The sequence below is a fragment of the Streptomyces sp. NPDC104226 genome (assembly GCF_055584085.1).
In genome coordinates, this window is sequence record NZ_JBVJMS010000007.1 from 96,558 (window position 1) to 115,090 (window position 18,533).

General features: G+C 73.1%; 15 protein-coding genes. 12 read left to right on the top strand and 3 right to left on the bottom strand.

The window, feature by feature from the left end:
- Positions 1-11 precede the first annotated feature (11 nt).
- Entirely contained in the window at positions 12-1,607 is a 1,596-nt protein-coding gene (locus ACZ60J_RS22485; protein WP_254382561.1) for an acyl-CoA carboxylase subunit beta, read from the bottom strand.
- 131 nt (positions 1,608-1,738) lie between these two features.
- On the opposite strand from ACZ60J_RS22485, the gene ACZ60J_RS22490 reads away from it, so the two are divergent.
- The 5 genes from ACZ60J_RS22490 to hutH all read left to right on the top strand — a co-directional run bounded on the left by ACZ60J_RS22490 (position 1,739) and on the right by hutH (position 8,252).
- Entirely contained in the window at positions 1,739-2,617 is an 879-nt protein-coding gene (locus tag ACZ60J_RS22490; protein WP_469684286.1) for a biotin--[acetyl-CoA-carboxylase] ligase, read from the top strand.
- 135 nt (positions 2,618-2,752) lie between these two features.
- The gene (locus ACZ60J_RS22495; RefSeq protein ID WP_469684288.1) at positions 2,753-3,940 is read left to right on the top strand and encodes an adenylate/guanylate cyclase domain-containing protein; all 1,188 of its coding nucleotides are present in this window, start codon (positions 2,753-2,755) and stop codon (positions 3,938-3,940) included.
- Between the two features lie 118 nt (positions 3,941-4,058).
- Positions 4,059-4,859, top strand: coding sequence for an enoyl-CoA hydratase/isomerase family protein (locus tag ACZ60J_RS22500; RefSeq protein ID WP_469684290.1), 801 nt, complete (start codon positions 4,059-4,061; stop codon positions 4,857-4,859).
- Positions 4,860-4,940: 81 nt separating this feature from the next.
- Positions 4,941-6,059, top strand: coding sequence for a GGDEF domain-containing protein (locus tag ACZ60J_RS22505; RefSeq protein WP_469684292.1), 1,119 nt, complete (start codon positions 4,941-4,943; stop codon positions 6,057-6,059).
- Between the two features lie 651 nt (positions 6,060-6,710).
- Positions 6,711-8,252 (top strand): histidine ammonia-lyase, encoded by a 1,542-nt coding sequence (gene hutH / locus ACZ60J_RS22510; RefSeq protein WP_469684865.1) that lies wholly within the window; start codon positions 6,711-6,713, stop codon positions 8,250-8,252.
- An 85-nt stretch (positions 8,253-8,337) separates the two neighbouring features.
- On the opposite strand, the gene ACZ60J_RS22515 is transcribed toward hutH, so the two are convergent.
- On the bottom strand, positions 8,338-8,628 hold the full coding sequence (locus tag ACZ60J_RS22515; RefSeq protein ID WP_469684294.1) for a hypothetical protein: 291 nt from the start codon (positions 8,626-8,628) through the stop codon (positions 8,338-8,340).
- A gap of 164 nt (positions 8,629-8,792) precedes the next feature.
- On the opposite strand from ACZ60J_RS22515, the gene ACZ60J_RS22520 reads away from it, so the two are divergent.
- The 5 genes from ACZ60J_RS22520 to ACZ60J_RS22540 all read left to right on the top strand — a co-directional run bounded on the left by ACZ60J_RS22520 (position 8,793) and on the right by ACZ60J_RS22540 (position 13,961).
- A complete protein-coding gene (locus ACZ60J_RS22520) occupies positions 8,793-9,077 on the top strand; it encodes a hypothetical protein (protein ID WP_243340602.1) in 285 nt (94 codons plus the stop codon).
- A 116-nt stretch (positions 9,078-9,193) separates the two neighbouring features.
- Entirely contained in the window at positions 9,194-10,477 is a 1,284-nt protein-coding gene (locus tag ACZ60J_RS22525; protein ID WP_469684296.1) for a L,D-transpeptidase, read from the top strand.
- A gap of 180 nt (positions 10,478-10,657) precedes the next feature.
- Positions 10,658-12,145: an ABC transporter permease gene (locus ACZ60J_RS22530; RefSeq protein ID WP_469684298.1), complete on the top strand. Its 1,488-nt coding sequence runs from the start codon at positions 10,658-10,660 to the stop codon at positions 12,143-12,145.
- Between the two features lie 111 nt (positions 12,146-12,256).
- Complete coding sequence (locus ACZ60J_RS22535) at positions 12,257-12,934, top strand: ABC transporter ATP-binding protein (protein WP_469684300.1); 678 nt, start codon at positions 12,257-12,259, stop codon at positions 12,932-12,934.
- Positions 12,935-12,971: 37 nt separating this feature from the next.
- Positions 12,972-13,961 carry a GNAT family N-acetyltransferase gene (locus ACZ60J_RS22540; protein ID WP_469684302.1) on the top strand — a complete coding sequence of 330 codons (990 nt, stop codon included), beginning with the start codon at positions 12,972-12,974 and terminating at the stop codon, positions 13,959-13,961.
- 33 nt (positions 13,962-13,994) lie between these two features.
- Here the strand turns inward: ACZ60J_RS22540 and ACZ60J_RS22545 are convergent, their stop codons facing one another.
- Positions 13,995-14,921, bottom strand: coding sequence for a helix-turn-helix transcriptional regulator (locus ACZ60J_RS22545; RefSeq protein ID WP_469684304.1), 927 nt, complete (start codon positions 14,919-14,921; stop codon positions 13,995-13,997).
- A gap of 165 nt (positions 14,922-15,086) precedes the next feature.
- Between ACZ60J_RS22545 and ACZ60J_RS22550 the strand changes: the two genes are divergently transcribed.
- Together ACZ60J_RS22550 and ACZ60J_RS22555 are read left to right on the top strand one after the other, a co-directional pair.
- A complete protein-coding gene (locus ACZ60J_RS22550; RefSeq protein ID WP_469684306.1) occupies positions 15,087-16,133 on the top strand; it encodes an NAD(P)-dependent alcohol dehydrogenase in 1,047 nt (348 codons plus the stop codon).
- A 147-nt stretch (positions 16,134-16,280) separates the two neighbouring features.
- Entirely contained in the window at positions 16,281-18,491 is a 2,211-nt protein-coding gene (locus ACZ60J_RS22555; RefSeq protein ID WP_469684308.1) for a sulfatase-like hydrolase/transferase, read from the top strand.
- The last annotated feature ends 42 nt before the right edge of the window (positions 18,492-18,533 follow it).

Consider the following 18,533-nt stretch of genomic DNA (forward strand, 5'->3'; position numbering starts at 1 on the left):
CCTCGTGACGGCTAGAGCGGGATGTTGCCGTGCTTCTTCGGGGGCAGGGACTCGCGCTTGGTGCGCAGCTGCCGCAGCCCCTTCACCACGTGCGCCCGGGTCTCGGACGGCATGGTCACCGCGTCGATGTACCCGCGCTCGGCGGCCGTGTACGGGTTCAGCAGCGCGTCCTCGTACTCGGTGATGAGCCGCGCCCGGGTCTCGTCGGCGGTGCCGGCCTCCTCCGCTTCGGCGATCGCGCGCCGGTGCAGGATGTTGACCGCGCCCTGCGCGCCCATGACGGCGATCTGGGCCGTGGGCCAGGCGAGGTTGAGGTCGGCGCCCAGGTGCTTGGAGCCCATGACGTCGTAGGCCCCGCCGAAGGCCTTGCGGGTGATGACGGTGATCAGGGGGACGGTGGCCTCGGCGTAGGCGTAGATCAGCTTGGCGCCGCGCCGGATGATTCCGTTGTACTCCTGGTCGGTGCCCGGCAGGAAGCCCGGGACGTCGACGAACGTCAGCACCGGGATGTTGAAGGCGTCGCAGGTCCGCACGAAGCGCGCGGCCTTCTCGGAGGCGTCGATGTCCAGGCAGCCGGCGAACTGCATCGGCTGGTTGGCGACGACCCCGACCGGGTGCCCCTCGACGCGGCCGAAGCCGGTGAGGATGTTCGGCGCGAAGAGCGACTGGGTCTCCAGGAACTCCGCGTCGTCGAGCACGTGCTCGATCACCTTGTGCATGTCGTACGGCTGGTTCGCGCTGTCCGGGATCAGCACGTCGAGCTCGCGGTCGGTCTCGGAGACCTCGGTGTCGGCCTCCTCGGGGAAGGCCGGGGGCTCGGAGAGGTTGTTCGACGGGAGGTAGGACAGCAGCGACTTGACGTACTCGATGGCGTCCTTCTCGTCGCCCGCCATGTGGTGCGCGACGCCGGACGTGCTGTTGTGCGTGCGCGCCCCGCCCAGCTCCTCGAAGCCGACGTCCTCACCGGTGACGGTCTTGATGACGTCCGGGCCGGTGATGAACATGTGCGAGGTCTGGTCGACCATGACCGTGAAGTCGGTGATCGCGGGGGAGTACACGGCCCCGCCGGCGCACGGGCCCACGACCAGGCTGATCTGCGGGATCACGCCGGAGGCGTGGACGTTGCGGCGGAAGATCTCGCCGTACATGCCCAGCGCGCTGACGCCCTCCTGGATGCGGGCGCCGCCGGAGTCGTTGATGCCGATCAGCGGGCAGCCGGTCTTCAGCGCGAAGTCCATGACCTTCATGATCTTCTGGCCGTAGACCTCGCCGAGGGCCCCGCCGAAGACGGTGAAGTCCTGCGAGAACAGGGCGACGGGCCGCCCGTCGACGGTCCCGTAGCCGGTGACGACGCCGTCGCCGTAGGGGCGGGTCTTCTCCAGCCCGAAGTTCGTCGACCGGTGCCGGGCGAACTCGTCCAGCTCGACGAAGGACCCCTCGTCCAGCAGCAGGGCCACCCGCTCACGCGCCGTCAGCTTGCCCTTGGCGTGCTGCTTTTCCACTGCCCGCCCTGAGCCGGCGTGCGTGGCTTCCTCGACGCGGCGCTGCAGATCCGCGATCTTCCCCGCGGTGGTGTGCATGTCGATCGGCTCTGACGGTTGTGACATCGGGGTCGCGGCTCCCTGCGTGGTGTCAACTGCCTGGTGACTTACTTGGTTTTTACTAGCTACTGGTGCGTAGCGTATCGGCGGGCATGGCGCTCGGCGGTGCGGCGTTTGACACACCTAATCTGGGTTGCATGACGCCATCAGATGCATCAGGCGGGGCTTCGACCGGAGCTTCCGCGGGCCGTTGGTCGAGTCTGGACCGGCCGCCCCTGAACGTGGCCGCGCTGCAGCGGGCCCTCGTGACCGGCGAAGGACTGTGGAGCTCGCTGGAGGTGGTGGGGTCCACCGGGTCCACCAACAGCGATCTCGCCGCACGGGCCGCGGAGCTGCCCGAGGGGGCCGTGCTCGTCGCCGAGGAGCAGACCGCCGGACGGGGCCGGCTCGACCGGAGCTGGGTCGCGCCCGCGCGGTCGGGACTGTTCTTCTCCGTACTCCTGAAGCCCGGACCCGCGGTGCCGCAGGAGCGGTGGGGCTGGCTGACGCTGCTGGCCGGGGTGGCCACCGCCACCGGGCTCTCGCGCGCGGCGGGCGTCGACACCTCCCTCAAGTGGCCCAACGACCTGCTGGTCACCGTGGACGGGGAGGAGCGCAAGACCGGCGGGATCCTCGCCGAGCGCGTGGCCGACGGTGTCGTCCTCGGGATCGGGCTCAACGTGACGCTGACCGACGCCGAGCTGCCGGTGGACAGCGCCGGGTCGCTGGCGCTGGCCAAGGCCACCGTCACCGACCGGGACCCGCTGCTCAAGGCCGTACTGCGCTCCCTGGAGCAGTGGTACGGGAACTGGCGGGAGGCCGGCGGCGACCCGGCGGCCAGCGGTCTGCAGGAGACGTACGCGGCGGGCTGCGCGACCCTCGGCAAGCACGTGCGCGCCGAGCTGCCGGGCGGGCGCACGCTCACCGGGACGGCCGAAGCGGTGGACGCCGACGGACGGCTCGTCGTACGGACGCCGGAGGACAAGCACGAGGCCGTGGGGGCAGGGGACGTCGTCCATCTGCGCTCCGTGCGGTAGCCCGCGGGGGACCGCCCCGGGTGACGGAGTAGGGGAGTGAGCTACGGCACACCTGCCGTATGGTTTAGGCGATCCCGGTCCTCGCGGTGATCACCCGGTTCGGCAGTGCGCACGGCAATGGACAGGAGGCGGCCCTTGACCGTCGACGACCCTCAGTCCAGCGCGCCCGCCCCCGCAACGGCGACGGGCGGTGCGGGCGGCCCGGCCGGTTCCGGAGTCCACACGACCCCGATCGGGCGCGAGCAGCACACCCCCCACCACGAGGTCGACCACACGGCGCACCCGACGGCCGACCCGCTGGCCATCCGCCTGGAGCAGTTGATCCTGGGCGCCGAGCGCCGGTACACGCCCTTCCAGGCGGCCCGCAGCGCCGGGGTCTCGATGGAGCTCGCCTCCCGCTTCTGGCGGGCCATGGGCTTCGCGGACATCGGCCAGGCCAGGGCCCTGACGGAGGCCGACGTACTGGCGCTGCGCCGGCTCGCCGGCCTCGTCGAGGCCGGGCTGCTGAGCGAGCCGATGGCGGTCCAGGTGGCGCGGTCCACCGGGCAGACCACGGCCCGGCTCGCGGAGTGGCAGATCGACTCCTTCCTGGAGGGGCTGACGGAGCCGCCGGAGCCGGGGATGACCCGTACGGAGGTCACGTACCCGCTGGTCGAGCTGCTGCTGCCGGAGCTGGAGGAGTTCCTCGTCTACGTGTGGCGGCGCCAGCTCGCGGCCGCGACCGGGCGGGTCGTGCAGGTCGCGGACGACGAGGAGATGGTCGACCGGCGCCTCGCGGTGGGCTTCGCCGACCTGGTGGGCTTCACCCGCCTGACCCGGCGGCTGGAGGAGGAGGAGCTCGGCGAGCTGGTCGAGTCCTTCGAGACGACCTCCGCGGACCTGGTGGCGGCGCACGGCGGCCGGCTGATCAAGACGCTGGGCGACGAGGTGCTGTACTGCGCCGACGACGCGGCCACGGCGGCGGAGATCGCGCTGCGGCTGATCGAGACGATGGAAGCCGATCCGCAGATGCCCGAGCTGCGCGTGGGCATCGCCTTCGGGACGGTGACCACCCGGATGGGCGACGTCTTCGGGACCACGGTGAACCTGGCCTCGCGGCTGACCTCCATAGCGCCGAAGGACGCGGTCCTGGTGGACGGCGCCATGGCCGAGGAGCTGGGCCGCACGGGAGCGGCGCCGGTCTCGGAGAAGGAGGCGGAGAACGAGGAGGGCGGCGGCACCTACCGCTTCGCGCTCCAGCCGATGTTCCAGCGCCCGGTCCGCGGCCTCGGCGTGGTGGAACCCTGGTCGCTGACCCGCCGGAGCCCCAAGACCCCCGCTTGACGCGCCCGCGGCCGCCCGGCGGCCGTGCCCGGGATTGGCCGGCCCGAGGCCTCCTGCCGGGCTGCTCCGCGCGCTAGAGTCCGTTGATAACGGTCGTTAACGCGGGAGGGTCGCAGAGATGTCGGAGCAGCGCTTCGGGGAGTTCGTCGCGGTACGGCGTGCGGGCGACGGGCACGTCGCCGAGCTGGTCCTGGACCGGCCCAAGGCCATGAACGCCGTGTCGACCGAGATGGCGCGGTGCATCGGCGCCGCGTGCGCGGCGCTGGGCGCGGACCCGTCGGTACGGGTCGTCGTGCTCTCCTCGACCGCCGAGAAGGCGTTCTGCGTGGGCGCGGACCTCAAGGAGCGGAACTCCTTCTCGGACGCCGAGCTGCTGCGGCAGCGGCCGACCACGCGGGGGGCGTACGGGGGAGTCCTGGAGCTTCCGATGCCGGTGGTCGCGGCGGTGCACGGGTTCGCGCTGGGCGGCGGCTTCGAGCTGGCCCTCGCGTGCGATGTCATCGTGGCCGACGCGACGGCCGTCGTCGGGCTGCCCGAGGTGTCGGTCGGGGTGATCCCGGGCGGCGGCGGCACGCAGCTGCTGCCGAGGCGCGTGGGGGCGGCGCGGGCGGCGGAGCTGATCTTCACCGCGCGGCGCGTGGAGGCCGCCGATGCGCTGGCCCTGGGCCTGGTGGACTCGGTGGTGCCGGCGGGGGCGGACCGCGAGGCCGCGCTGGCGATGGCGGCGGCGATGGCGGCGAACTCCCCGGTCGGGCTGCGGGCGGCCAAGCGGGCGCTGCGGCTCGGGCACGGCATGGACCTGGCGGCCGGGCTGGAGATCGAGGACGCGGCGTGGCGGACGGTGGCCTTCTCGGGGGACCGGGCCGAGGGCGTGGCGGCGTTCAACGAGAAGCGGAAGCCGGAGTGGCCCGGGGTGTGATCGTGACCCGGTGTGATCTTGATGCCACCGAATGTCGCGCCAATTATCACTAAATCGGACAAAACTCCCTAACCTGGGGTAATGGGTGTTGACGGGCGGCTTCGAGCCGTTGTGGGCCTCGCGCAGGCCATGGCTGCCGCGTGCACGCCGCGGGACAGCGTGCGGGCCGCCGCGCGCGGGGCGAGGCTGGCGATGGACGGCTCGTTCGCCGCGATCTCCGCGTGGGAGCGGGAGCGGGGGCGCCTGCGGGTGCTCGTGAACGAGGGGGAGCGCCGGGACGGGGAGGAGGAGTTCCCCGAGGACGAGTCCTACCCCGTGCACGACTTCCCCGAGATCACCCAGTTCCTGCACGAGCGCTGGGTCGGCGGTGGCGGACCCCACGCCTGGGTGGACAGCGCGGTCGGCGACCGGCCGGGACGCCGGGGCGAGGCGCTGCGGCGGCGCGGGCGGGGCACGTGCGTGGTGGCTCCGATCGTGCTGAGCGGGCGGGCCTGGGGAGAGCTGTACGTGGCCCGGGACGAGGGCATGGCGGACTTCGACGAGGACGACGCGGAGTTCGGGGAGGTCCTCGCGGCGGTGATCGCCGCCGGGCTGGCGCAGAGCGACCGGCTGGAGGAGGCCCGGCGGCTCGCCTTCACCGACCCGCTGACCGGGCTGGCCAACCGGCGGGCCGTGGACATGCGGCTCGACGAGGCGCTGGAGGAGCACCGGCGCGGTGGTGCGGAGGTCGTGGTGAGTCTGGTCGTCTGCGACCTGAACGGCCTGAAGAAGGTCAACGACACCCTCGGCCACGCGATGGGCGACCGGCTGCTGGAACGGTTCGGCTCCGTGCTCAGCCTGTGCGGGGCGATGCTGCCGGGTGCGCTGGTGGCGCGGCTGGGCGGGGACGAGTTCTGCCTGGTCAGCGTGGGGCCTTCGGCGGACGAGGTGGTACGGGTCAGCGAGGAGGTGTGCCTGCGGGCCGCCGAGCTGGAGCTGGGGGAGGGGGTCGCCTGCGGCGTCGCCTCCACGGGGGACCCGATCGGGCCGGTGAAATCCTCCCGGCGGCTGTTCCGGCTGGCCGATGCGGCGCAGTACAAGGCGAAGGCGGCGCGGTCGGCGAAGCCGGTGGTCGCGGGGCGGGACACGGCGGTCGTCCGCCTCGCCGACGCGGACCCCGGCGACCCGGGCGAACGCCGCCGCTTCCGCGGGCGCGCGTAACGGGGCCCGGGCCGGCCCGGCCCCCGGCTCCGGGCGGGTGGCGCCTCGGGCGGGTCCGGCCCCGGCCCCGGGTGGGCGGCGCCCCCGGGCAGGCCCCGGGCGGGCCGCAGGCGGGTGAGGCCCCCAAGCGGGGGTGTCGGCGCTGCGACCCGTGGCGGCTTGCCCTGCGGGGCGAGGTCCCCTACCCGCCCTTCCACCGTTCCCCGGGCGCCGCCCGGACCCCGCGCCTCAAACGCCGGCGGGGCTGGATGTAGCCGGCTCGGCCGGCAACGGGTCCGGGGCGCAGCCCGGGAAGAGGGCGTGGACGCTGGGGCTCCGCCCCGGACCCCGCGCCTCCAACGAGGGCGGGGCTGGGTGTGGCCGGCTCCGCCGGCAGCGGGTCCGGGGCGCAGCCTCGGGGAACGGGCGGAGGGCGGGTAGGGGACCTCACAGCCCGCGCAGCGGGCAAGGGGTGCTGCGGGGACCTCGCGCCCCGCGCGGCGGGGGACGGGTGCTGCGCGGGCCTCGCCCCGCGCGGCGGGCAACGGGTGCTGCGGGGGACCTCGCCCCACAGGGGCGACCTGGCCGTGCCCGGTCAACGGGCCCCGGTCGGGAGGGGGTGGGGAAGGGGTGACATGGAGAGATTCAGTCCGTAGGGTGCTGAATATGGATATGCACACTGTCGTGGTGGGAACGTCCGGGACCACCGCCGAAGACGTGATCGCCGTCGCCCGCGGCAACGCCCGTGTCGAGCTCTCCGGCGAGGCTGTGGCCGCGCTCGGGCGGGCCCGCGAGATCGTGGACGCGCTCGCCGCGAAGCCCGAGCCCGTCTACGGGGTGTCCACCGGGTTCGGGGCGCTCGCCTCCCGGCACATCAGCCCCGAGCTGCGCGCGCAGCTCCAGCGCAACATCGTCCGCTCGCACGCCGCCGGCATGGGCCCGCGCGTCGAGCGCGAGGTCGTGCGGGCGCTGATGTTCCTGCGGCTGAAGACCGTCGCCTCCGGGCACACCGGCGTCCGCCCGTCCGTCGCGCAGACGATGGCCGACGTGCTCAACGCCGGGATCACCCCCGTCGTGCACGAGTACGGCTCGCTGGGATGCTCCGGAGACCTCGCGCCGCTCTCCCACTGCGCGCTCGCGCTCATGGGCGAGGGTGACGCGGAGGGCCCCGACGGGACCGTCCGCCCCGCCGGCGAGCTGCTCGCCGAGGCCGGGATCGAGCCCGTCGAGCTCCGCGAGAAGGAGGGCCTCGCCCTCCTCAACGGCACCGACGGCATGCTCGGCATGCTGTGCATGGCCCTCGCCGACCTCGACAGGCTCTACAAGTCGGCCGACATCACCGCCGCGCTGACCCTGGAGGCACTGCTCGGCACCGAGAAGGTGCTCCAGCCCGAGCTGCACGCCATCCGCCCGCACCCGGGCCAGGGCGCCTCCGCCGCCAACATGGCCGCCGTCCTGAAGGACTCCGGCCTGACCGGGCACTTCCAGGAGGAGTCCGCCCCGCGCGTCCAGGACGCCTACTCCGTGCGCTGCGCCCCGCAGGTCGCCGGCGCGGGCCGCGACACCATGGCGCACGCCGCCCTCGTGGCGTCCAGGGAGCTGGCCGCCGCCGTCGACAACCCGGTGGTGCTGCCCGACGGCCGGGTCGAGTCCAACGGCAACTTCCACGGCGCCCCGGTCGCGTACGTGCTCGACTTCCTCGCGATCGCGGCCGCCGACCTCGGGTCGATCGCCGAGCGGCGCACCGACCGCCTCCTCGACAAGAACCGCAGCCACGGCCTGCCGCCGTTCCTCGCGGACGACGCCGGCGTGGACTCCGGGCTCATGATCGCCCAGTACACGCAGGCCGCCCTGGTGAGCGAGATGAAGCGGCTCGCGGTTCCCGCCTCCGCCGACTCGATCCCCTCCTCCGCCATGCAGGAGGACCACGTCTCGATGGGCTGGTCGGCCGCGCGCAAGCTCCGTACCGCCGTCGACAACCTCACCCGGATCGTCGCGATCGAGCTGTACGCGGCCACCCGTGCCATCGAGCTGCGGCACGGGCTGACCCCGGCGCCGGCCAGCCGGGCCGCCATCGCGGCGGCGCGCGCGGCGGGTGTGGAGGGTCCCGGGCCGGACCGTTTCCTCGCGCCCGACCTGGCCGCCGCGGACGCCTTCGTTCGGTCGGGTGCGCTCGTGGACGCCGTGGAGACCGTCACCGGGCCGCTCGCCTGAGAGCTCGATGAACAGATGAACGGATGAACGGGTGCGGCCCCGGGGATGTCCCCGGGGCCGCACCCGTTCGCGTGGAGCGGTACCGCTACGCGGAGCGCGACCGGCGTACGGAGAAGGCCACGAAGCCGGCGCCCGCGCTCAGGAAGAGCGTGCCTCCGAGCAGGTAGGGCGTGGTGTCCACGCCGCCCGTGTCGGCGAGCTCGAGGGTGGGCGCGGCCGCGGAGGCGGCCTGGACCTGGGTGTTCGCGGCGGCGGGCGCGCCGGAGGCGGCCTTCGCGTGCTCGGGCGCGGTGGCGTTGGCCGAGGGGACGAACCACAGGACGGCGAGGAGGGTGGTCGCTCCGAGAGCGGTGAGTGTTGATCGACGTGCGGACACGGTGCGATCCCCCTTGTGGCAGCAGCGAATTGGCCCCGTGCGGTGATGCTACGGAAAGGGGCGGGTCGTGGGAAAGTCGGGGCCGCCACGGGATTACTCTCCGTCGTATGAACCCTTCTGAGACCTCACGATACGTACGCCTTCGGGTCGATTTGGTACTTGAAGTGCCGGACGTCGACGCGCTCACCGGAGCCGCCCTCGCGCACATCAAGGCCGACGAGTTCATGCCGGACGAGGAGCGCGGCCACGCCGAGGCGGCCGTCCGGGAGGACGAGTCGGAGGCCCTGGCCTACCTGGTGGACCCCACTGACCTGGTCGCGGAGATCCCCGGCGTGGAGCTCGCACAGGCCTCCTGGAGCAGCGAGCCCGTGGAATACGACCCCGAGTCCATGGAGTGGGACCTCGACGAGGAAGATGGGGAGCTCGACGAAGAGACTGACAACGCCTGACGGTGGGGTTGACCACATTCGAACGGAATGGGGCAGCACCTCGGGGTGTAATGCGTTGTCAGGACGAGGCAGGGGGGTCATGCCCCCTGCCCGGGGAGTTCGGGGTTCCGGCAACGATGGAGTGGCGTGTGAGGACGGACAGCAAGCGGCGGAGAAGGTCCCTGGTGGCCATATCCGCCGTACTCGGCGGCGTACTGGTGCTGGCGGGATGCGGCGGCGACGACAAGGGCGGCGGCGCCGCGCCGAAGGGCAACGGGGAAGCGTCGGCCGAGTCCCAGGCGGACGTGGACGCGGCTGCGGCCAAGGACGCCTCCAAGGCCAAGATAGCCATCACGCCCAAGGACGGCGCCACCAACGTCGGCCTGAACGACGCGGCCAACGTCGCCGTCAGTGAGGGCACGCTCACCCAGGTCGAGCTGAAGAGCTCCGAGGGCACGGCGGTGCCGGGCAAGATAGCCGCCGACGGGAAGAGCTGGAAGCCGGACGGCGCGCTGAAGCGCTCCACCAAGTACGCGCTGTCGGCGACCGCGAAGGACGAGGCGGGCCGCGAGGCACACGAGAACGCCTCCTTCACCACCGTCTCCCCGCAGAACAGCTTCGTGGGCTCCTTCATCCCGGACGAGGGCCAGACCGTCGGCGTGGGCATGCCGGTCTCGATCACCTTCGACAAGTCCATCAAGGACAAGAAGGCCGTCCAGGCGGGCATCACGGTCACCTCCAGCAGCGGCCAGGAGGTCGTGGGCCACTGGTTCAGCACGCAGCGGCTGGACTTCCGCCCGGAGAAGTACTGGCAGGCCGGTTCCACCGTCACCCTGAAGCTGGCGCTGGACGGGGTCCAGGGCGGGCCGGGCATCCAGGGCGTGCAGAGCAAGACCGTCACCTTCAAGATCGGCCGGAGCCAGGTCACCACGGTCGACGCGAAGACCAAGAAGATGACGGTCACCCGGGACGGCGCGGTCCTCAGGACCATCCCGATCTCGGCGGGCTCCCCGCAGAACCCGACCTACAACGGTCAGATGGTGATCTCCGAGAAGTTCAAGGAGACCCGGATGAACGGCGCCACCGTCGGCTTCACGGACGACGACGGCAAGGGCGAGTACGACATCAAGGACGTGCCGCACGCGATGCGCCTGTCCACCTCCGGCACCTTCGTGCACGGCAACTACTGGGGCCCGGACTCGGTCTTCGGCAGCGCCAACACCAGCCACGGCTGCGTCGGCCTGAACGACGTCAAGGGCGCGAACGACCCGAACCAGCCCGCGGCCTGGTTCTACGACAACTCCCTCATCGGAGACGTCGTCACGGTCGTCAACTCCCCGGACAAGACGATCAAGCCGGACAACGGCCTCAACGGCTGGAACATGAACTGGGCGGACTGGAAGGCCGGCTCGGCCGTCTGACCCGCCGGCGCCACAGCCGAACCCCGACGCAGCCGAGACGGACGGCGGGGAGCCCCGACCAGGGGGCTCCCCGCCGTCCGTCTGTGCGTATTCCTGTGCTCCACCTGTGAGTTCGTGTTCTCATCCGGCTCTTATGGACGGCTTATCCGGCCGTCACCGGTGCTGCCTACTTTCGGCCGCATGTTCTTCACCTACCTCCGGCGCGAGCTGCGCCGCCGCAGGAAGGCGGCGCTCGTCGTCGCCTCCGGACTCGCGCTGGGCATCGCCCTCGTCATCGTCGTCACCTCCGTCTCGGCGGGCATGACGCAGGCCCAGGGCAAGGTCCTCCAGTCGCTCTACGGCCTCGGCACCGACATGACCGTCACCAAGGCCCAGACCCCGCCCGCCGAGGGCGACACCTCGGCCCGGCCCCGGTTCAGGTTCGACGCGAGGGGCGAGGGCGAGGCCGGCGCCGAGGCCGAGCAGAGCAGCGACCTCGTGATGCCGCAGGGCTTCGAGACCCTCGACGCGGCGACCGTGGACAAGGTGTCCGGCCAGTCCGGGGTCGCACGGGCCGTCGGCGGCCTCAGCCTCCAGGTGATGAAGGTCAACGGGCAGTTCAAGCGGGGTGAGTTCAGGCGCGCGGAGGGCCGGACGGGCGGCGGCGCGGCCGCCAAGCCGGGCGCCGCCGGCGGTACGGGCGGTACGGGCGGCACGGTCGAGGGAGGCGGCGCCGACTTCGACGTCAACTCCTTCTCCGTCTACGGCGCGGACGTCACCCGGCCCGAACTGGGACCGCTCACCACCTCCAAGATCACCTCGGGCCGCACCTTCGCGGCCGGCGAGACCGGCGCGGCCGTCGCCGTCGTCGACAGCGCCTACGCCACGAAGAACAAGCTCGCCGTCGACTCCGAAGTCACCGTCAAGGGAGTCGCGTTCAAGGTGATCGGGATCGCCACCGCCGACAGCGGCGACGCGGCCGCCAACGTCTACGTCCCGCTGGGGCAGGCCCAGACCCTCGCCGGAACCCCCGGCAAGATCACCACGGTCTACGTCCAGGCCAAGGACTCGCAGGCGATCGGCTCCGTCAAGCAGGCCATCCAGAAGAACGTCCCGGACACCACCGTCACCACCTCGGCCGACCTGGCCGACACCGTCTCCGGGTCGCTCTCCGCCGCCGCCTCCCTCGCCTCCACCGTCGGCACGTGGCTCTCCTACGCGGTCCTCCTCGCCGCCTTCCTCGTCGCCGGACTGCTGACCTCCTCGGCCGTGTCCCGGCGCGTCCGCGAGTTCGGCACGCTCAAGGCGCTCGGCTGGAAGAGCGGCCGCGTCACCGGCCAGGTGGCCGGCGAGGCCCTGGTCAACGGCCTCATCGGCGGAGCGCTCGGCATCGGCCTCGGGCTCGCAGCCGCGTACGCCATCACCGCGATCAGCCCGCGGCTGACCGCGCAGCTCGCGGCCGGCGGCGGCCGGGGCCAGGGCCCGGGCGGCGGGGGCGGCGGGATGATGCGCACCGCCCGGCAGGGCGCCGGCAAGGCCCTCGACATCGCGCTCACCGCACCCGTCTCGCTCTCCACCATCGGCCTGGCCGTCGCGCTCGCCGTCGCGGGCGGGCTCATCGCAGGCGGTTTCGGCGGCTGGCGCGCCTCCCGGCTGCGGCCGGCGGACGCACTGCGCCGCGTCGAATAGCCCGCGGCCGCGGGTTCGCAGGCCCGTACGGACGCCTCGTACGGCCCTGCGCTTGCCCGCCCCACCGCCCGCCCGTCCCACCGCCCCGCAACCCGAGGGAACGAACCAGAGATGTACCAACTCACCGGTGTCACCAAGCGCTACCAGCGCGGCAAGGAAACCATCGACGCGCTCGCCGGCGTGGACCTGACCATCGAGGACGGCGGCCGCCTCGTCATCCAGGGCCCCACGGGCGGCGGCAAGTCCACCCTGCTCCAGATGCTCGGCGCCCTGGACCGCCCGACGGCGGGACAGATCGTCCTCGACGGACTCGACCTCGCCACCGTCTCCGAGTCCCGCCTCACCCGGGTCCGCGCGGAGAACATCGGCTTCGTGTTCCAGTCCTTCAACCTGATCCCCACGCTCACCGCGCAGGAGAACGTCGAGACGGCCCTCGTGCCGCTCGGGCTCAAGGCCCGCGAGCGGCGCGACCGGGCCGCCGAGGCGCTGGAGTCCGTAGGCCTCGCAGAGCGGATGGGGCACCTGCCCGGGGAGATGTCGGGCGGCCAGCAGCAGCGCGTGGCCATCGCCCGGGCACTCGTGAAGCGGCCGAAGGTGCTGCTGGCCGACGAGCCGACCGGAAACCTCGACGAGTCCATGCGCGACGAGGTCATGGACCTGCTCGAAGGGCTGTGGAAGGAACACGGCCTGACCTTCGTCATGGTCACCCACGACAGCGCGCTCGCGAAGCGGGCCCCGCGGGTGGCGACGATCCGGCGGGGGAAGGTGACCGTCACCGAGAACGCCTGATCAGCCGGACACCACCCGACGGCCTAGGGTCCGGAGCATGACCATCACCCCGCTCTCCGTGCCGCCGACCGACATCGAAGTCGACCACTGGTGGGCCGTCCTGGCGGCCGCCAGGACGGCAGACCTGCCCGGGACCCCGCCGCCCTCCCGGACGGAGGTGGCCGGAGCGCTGCGGGTGCCCTCGGTGCGGGGGCGCTCGCTGTACTGGGCGACGGACGACGCCGTCGCCTCCCTGGTCCTCTTCACCGACGGCGTCAACGACCACACGGCGTTCCTGGACGAGCTGACCGTACGGCCCGACGCGCGGCGGCGCGGTGTGGGCACGGCCCTGTGGGAGCGGGCCCGCGAGGAGCTGCTCGCGGACGGCCGCACCTCGGTGGCGGCGGAGGTGGACCTGGGAGGCCCCGGTCAGGCGTTCGCCGAGGCCGTGGGCTTCGAGAACGTCCTGTCGATGGGCTGGTACGTGCAGGACGTACGGGAGGCGCGGTGGGTGCAGGGGGCGCAGGCGGCGAAGGCCGCGAAGGAAGGGGCCGCGCCCGTCGCACCCGGCTACGAGCTGCACTGCTGGCCCGGACCGGTGCCCGACGCGTGGGCGCAGGCCGTGGCCTTCGCCCACGGGGCGATGCAGGACGCGCCGACGGGGGAGCTGGACCAGCAGGTCCAGCCCTGGACGGCGGAGCGCCTGCACGCGGCCCACCGCAAGATCCTGGACCGGGGAGGCGCGCTGACCACGGTCGCCGCCGTCACCCCGGACGGCGAGGTGGCGGCCTACACGGAACTGGTCCTCCCCGACCCGGCGGGCCCGCGCGCGCTCCAGTACGACACCGTGGTGGTCCCCGCCCACCGGGGCCACGGGCTCGGCCGCGCGGTCAAGCTCCGCATGCTCGCGGAGGCGGCCGTCCGCCACCCGGACCTGCGCACCGTCGCCACCTCGGTGGCGGACGACAACACCCCGATGCTCGCGGTGAACGAGGCCCTGGGCTACCGGCGCGAACGCGGGGTCGGGTACTTCCAGCTGACCCTGTAGGCGGGGGCGTGGCCGGGGCGGGAGCCGGGGCGCCTACGGGGCGGACTCCTCGACGGGACCCGGGGCGTGTTCGCGCTCCCGGTCCCGCTCCGGCGCGGCGGAAGGCACCGCGGACGGTGCGGACCAGGAGGCGAGGAGGTTGAGGGCGTCGGCCGAGGCGGAGCCCGGGGCCGCGTGGTAGGTGACCAGGAACTGCGCCGGGTCGTCCGGGAGGGCCAGGGTCTCGAAGGAGAGCCGGAGCTCGCCGACCAGCGGGTGGCGCAGCCGCTTGACCCCGTGGATCTTGTTGTCGGCCACCGTGTGGGCGGCCCACAGCCGGCGGAACTCCTCGTTCTTGACGGACAGTTCACCGACCAGCGCCGACAGCCGTTCGTCGTCGGGGAACTGCCCGGCGTACACGCGCAGATTGCTCACCACCTCGCACGCCCGGCATTCCCAGTCGGCGTACAGCTCCGCCGTCGCCGGGTCCAGGAACACCAGCCGCACCAGGTTGCGCTCCTGCGCCGGGAGCGCTCCGAAGTCGCCGAAGACGGCCGCCGCCAGCCGGTTCCAGCCGATGACGTCCTGGCGCCGCCCGACCAGGTACGCCGGTACGCCGTCCATCGCGTCCAGCAGCGACCGCAGCTCCGGCCGGACCTGCTGGGGGCGCGGGGCCTGGCGGCGCTTGCGGGGCTTGGGGCCGGCCAGGTGGCTCAGGTGCGCACGCTCCGTGCCGTCCAGGCGCAGGGCCTGCGCGATGGCGTCGAGGATCTCCGCCGACACGTTCTGGCCGTGGCCCTGCTCCAGCCGCGTGTAGTACGCGACCGACACCCCGGCCAGCTGCGCCAGCTCCTCGCGGCGCAGGCCCGGGACCCGGCGGTGGCGCCCGTAGTCGGGCAGGCCCACGTCCTCGGGGCGCAGCCGGGCGCGCCGGGAGCGCAGGAACTCGCCGAGCTCGGCTCGCTGATCAAGGTGGTCCATGACCCCAGTATCACGGCGCGGGGGTGCGGGCCGGGGGCGTGAGCCTGACCCCGCCAAGGGTAGGTTCGCCAGACCTAGGCAGGACAGGGGGATGGGTGTCCCGGGCGGGCCGGTGCAGGCTGGGAGCACCGCACAGACAGCAGTCCCGCACCGAGGAGCCCCACCGTGTCCGTCACCCAGGTCGCCGCCTACGCCGCTCCCGCGCCCAAGGCCCCGCTGGAGCGCACCACCGTCCCGCGCCGTCCGGTCGGCGCCCACGACGTTCTCATCGACATCAAGTTCGCCGGCATCTGCCACTCCGACATCCACCAGGCCACCGACGGCTGGGGCGAGGGCATCTACCCCATGGTCCCGGGCCACGAGATAGCCGGTGTCGTCACCGAGGTCGGCCCCGAGGTCACCAAGTTCGCCGTCGGCGACCGGGTGGGCGTCGGCTGCTTCGTCGACTCCTGCCGCGAGTGCGAGCAGTGCCTCGCCGGGCAGGAGCAGTTCTGCGCCGAGGGCATGACCGGCACGTACAACGCCCTCGACCGGAGCGGCCGGCCCACGTACGGCGGCTACTCCACGCACGTCGTCGTCGACGAGAACTACACCGTCCGCATCCCCGACGGCCTCGCCCTCGACATCGCCGCCCCGCTGCTGTGCGCCGGCATCACCCTCTACTCCCCGCTCAAGCACTGGCAGGCCGGCCCCGGCAAGAAGGTCGCGATCGTCGGCCTCGGCGGCCTCGGCCACATGGGCGTCAAGATCGCCCACGCACTCGGCGCCGAGGTCACCGTCCTCTCGCAGACGCTGCGCAAGCAGGACGACGGGCTCAAGCTGGGCGCCGACCACTTCTACGCCACCAGCGACGAGGCCACCTTCAAGGAGCTCGCCGGCCGCTTCGACCTGATCGTGTCCACCGTGTCCGCGCCGCTCGCGCTCGACTCCTACCTGGGTCTGCTCAAGGTGGACGGCGCCCTGGTGAACGTCGGCGCCCCGGAGGAGCCGGTCTCGCTGAACCTGTTCTCCGTCATCGGCGGCCGCAAGACCCTGGCCGGCTCGATGATCGGCGGGATCGCCGAGACGCAGGAGATGCTCGACTTCTGCGCGGAGCACGGGCTCGGTGCGGACATCGAGGTGATCCGCGCCGAGGAGGTCAACGAGGCCTACGTGCGCGTCCAGTCGGGCGACGTCCGCTACCGCTTCGTCATCGACACCTCGACCATCTGACCGGCGCCTGACGCGGGCCCCGGGTGCACGGCACCCGGGGCCCGTGCCAGGTCCGCCGTCACACGCTTTTCATGCCCCGTGCATGGTCTCGGCGGCCCTCCGCGCGGACGATCTTCCCATCAGCCTTCAGCCGCAGGGGAGTTCGAGATGTCCAGCCGCCGCCACTTCCTCGCGGGTTCCGCGGCCGCGGCCGTCGGCCTCGCGGCCCTCCCGCAGGCCGTCCGGCCCGCGCGGGCGGCCGCCGCCGGGGCCGTCGCCAGTGCCGCCGCCGGGGCCGCCGCCGGTGAGGAGGGGTCGCCGAACCTCGTGGTGATCCTGGCCGACGATCTGGGCTACGGGGACCTGGGCGCGTACGGCCAGAAACTGATCAGCACCCCGCGCATCGACCAACTGGCCGCAGAGGGACTCCGGTTCACCGACGCCTACTCCGCGGCAGCCGTCTGCGCGCCCTCCCGCGCCGCCCTGCTGACCGGCCTGCACACCGGCCACGCCGCCGTCCGGGCCAACCCCTCCGGCGGCGGCCAGGGCAGCCTCGGCCCGGGCGACACCACCTTCGCGGAGGTGCTCCGGGCACGCGGCTACCGTACGGGCCTCTTCGGCAAGTGGGGCTTCGGACCGGAAGCCGGGGACCAGCCGAGCCATCCGTCCGCGCGGGGCTTCGAGGAGTTCTACGGGTACATCGACCACGGCCACGCCCACCAGTACTACCCGGCGTACCTCTGGAACGGCAACGCCAAGGAGACCGTCCCGACGGGCACCTTCGCCCCCGACGCGATCGCCGCGCGCGCCCTCGGCTTCATCGACGCGCACGCCGCCGGGCCCGCCCCCTTCCTGCTCTTCCTCACCCCGAACCTCCCGCACGCCCCGAGCGAGATCCCCGACGCGAGCGCCTACGCCTCCCGGACCTGGACGCAGGCCAACAAGGCGCACGCGGCGCAGATCAGCCTCCTCGACGCGCAGGTCGGCGCCGTCGTCGACCGGCTGAAGGCGCGGGGCGTCGCGGAGCGCACGGTCGTCCTGGTGGCCTCCGACAACGGCCCGCACGAGGAGGGCGGGGTCAACCCGGACCTCTTCGACGCCAACGGCCCGCTGCGCGGGTACAAGCGCAACCTGTACGAGGGCGGCGTCCGCGTCCCCCTCGTCGCCTGGTCCCCGGGCCGGATCGCCCCCGGCACCACCAGCACCCGCCCCACCCCGCTCTACGACCTCCTGCCCACCCTCGCCGACCTGGCGGGCGGCGCCCCGGCCCCCTCCGACATCGACGGGCTCTCGGCCGCCCCCGTCCTGAACGGTGCCCCCGCGCTCGCCCCGGTCCACGGCCACCTGTACTGGTACCGCGACGAGCAGGGCGTCACCAGCCGCGCCAACACACAGGACGGCGGCCGGGCCAAGCAGGTGGCCGAGGCCGTCCGCAAGGACCGGTGGAAAGCCGTCCGGTTCGCCCCGGCGCGCGACCGCACCGTCCCGGACGCCCAGTGGCAGTTCGAGCTCTACGACCTGGCGGCCGACCCCGGCGAGAAGAACGACGTGGCCGCAGCGAACCCGGCGGTGGTGGCCTCACTGACGGCCCTGCTGCGCTCCTCCTGGGCGGACACCTACGCCCGCCGCCCCTGGGGCCTGACCGTGACGGCGTCCCCGTCCGCCGGATCGCTCACCACCACCCTGGCCAACGGCACGGCCCGCCCCTGGGCCGACGCCCGGGTCCAGCCGACCGTTCCGGCCGGCTGGACCGCGACCCCGGCCGGCCCCGCCGCGGCCGCCACCCTCGCCCCGGGCCAGTCCCTGACCACGGTGTGGACCCTCACCGCCCCGCCCGGGGCCGGCGCCGCCACCCTGACCGCATCGGCCACCGCGGGCGGCAACGCCTTCACCGCGCGGGCCCCGTACACCCCGCTGCCCGCCCCGCCCACCCGGGACAGCTACCTCAGCGACCTCCCCTGGGTCTCGGCGGCCAACGGCTGGGGCCCGGTCGAGATCGACCGCTCCAACGGCAAACAGGCGGCGGGGGACGGCACCCCGATCGCCTTCGGCGGCGTCACGTACGCAAAGGGCCTCGGCGTGCACGCCCCGTCCGAGATCGTCTACCACCTGGGCGGCCGCGGGAACCGCTTCACGGCCGTGGTCGGCATCGACGACTTCTCGAAGAAGCAGTCGGCATCCGGAGCCACCCGCGCGACCGTCCGCGGCGACGGCCGGGTCCTCGCCACGACGGGAATCCTGACCGGCGCCTCGGGACCGACCGCGCTGGACGTGGACGTCCGCGGAATCCGCCTCCTCCACCTGGTGGTCGAGGACGCCAACACGAACTCCGCCTTCGACCACACCTCGTGGGCGGCGGCGCGGGTGACGGTGGTCTGAGGGGGCGCACCGCATCCCCGGAACGGGCCGTATGCGCCGATC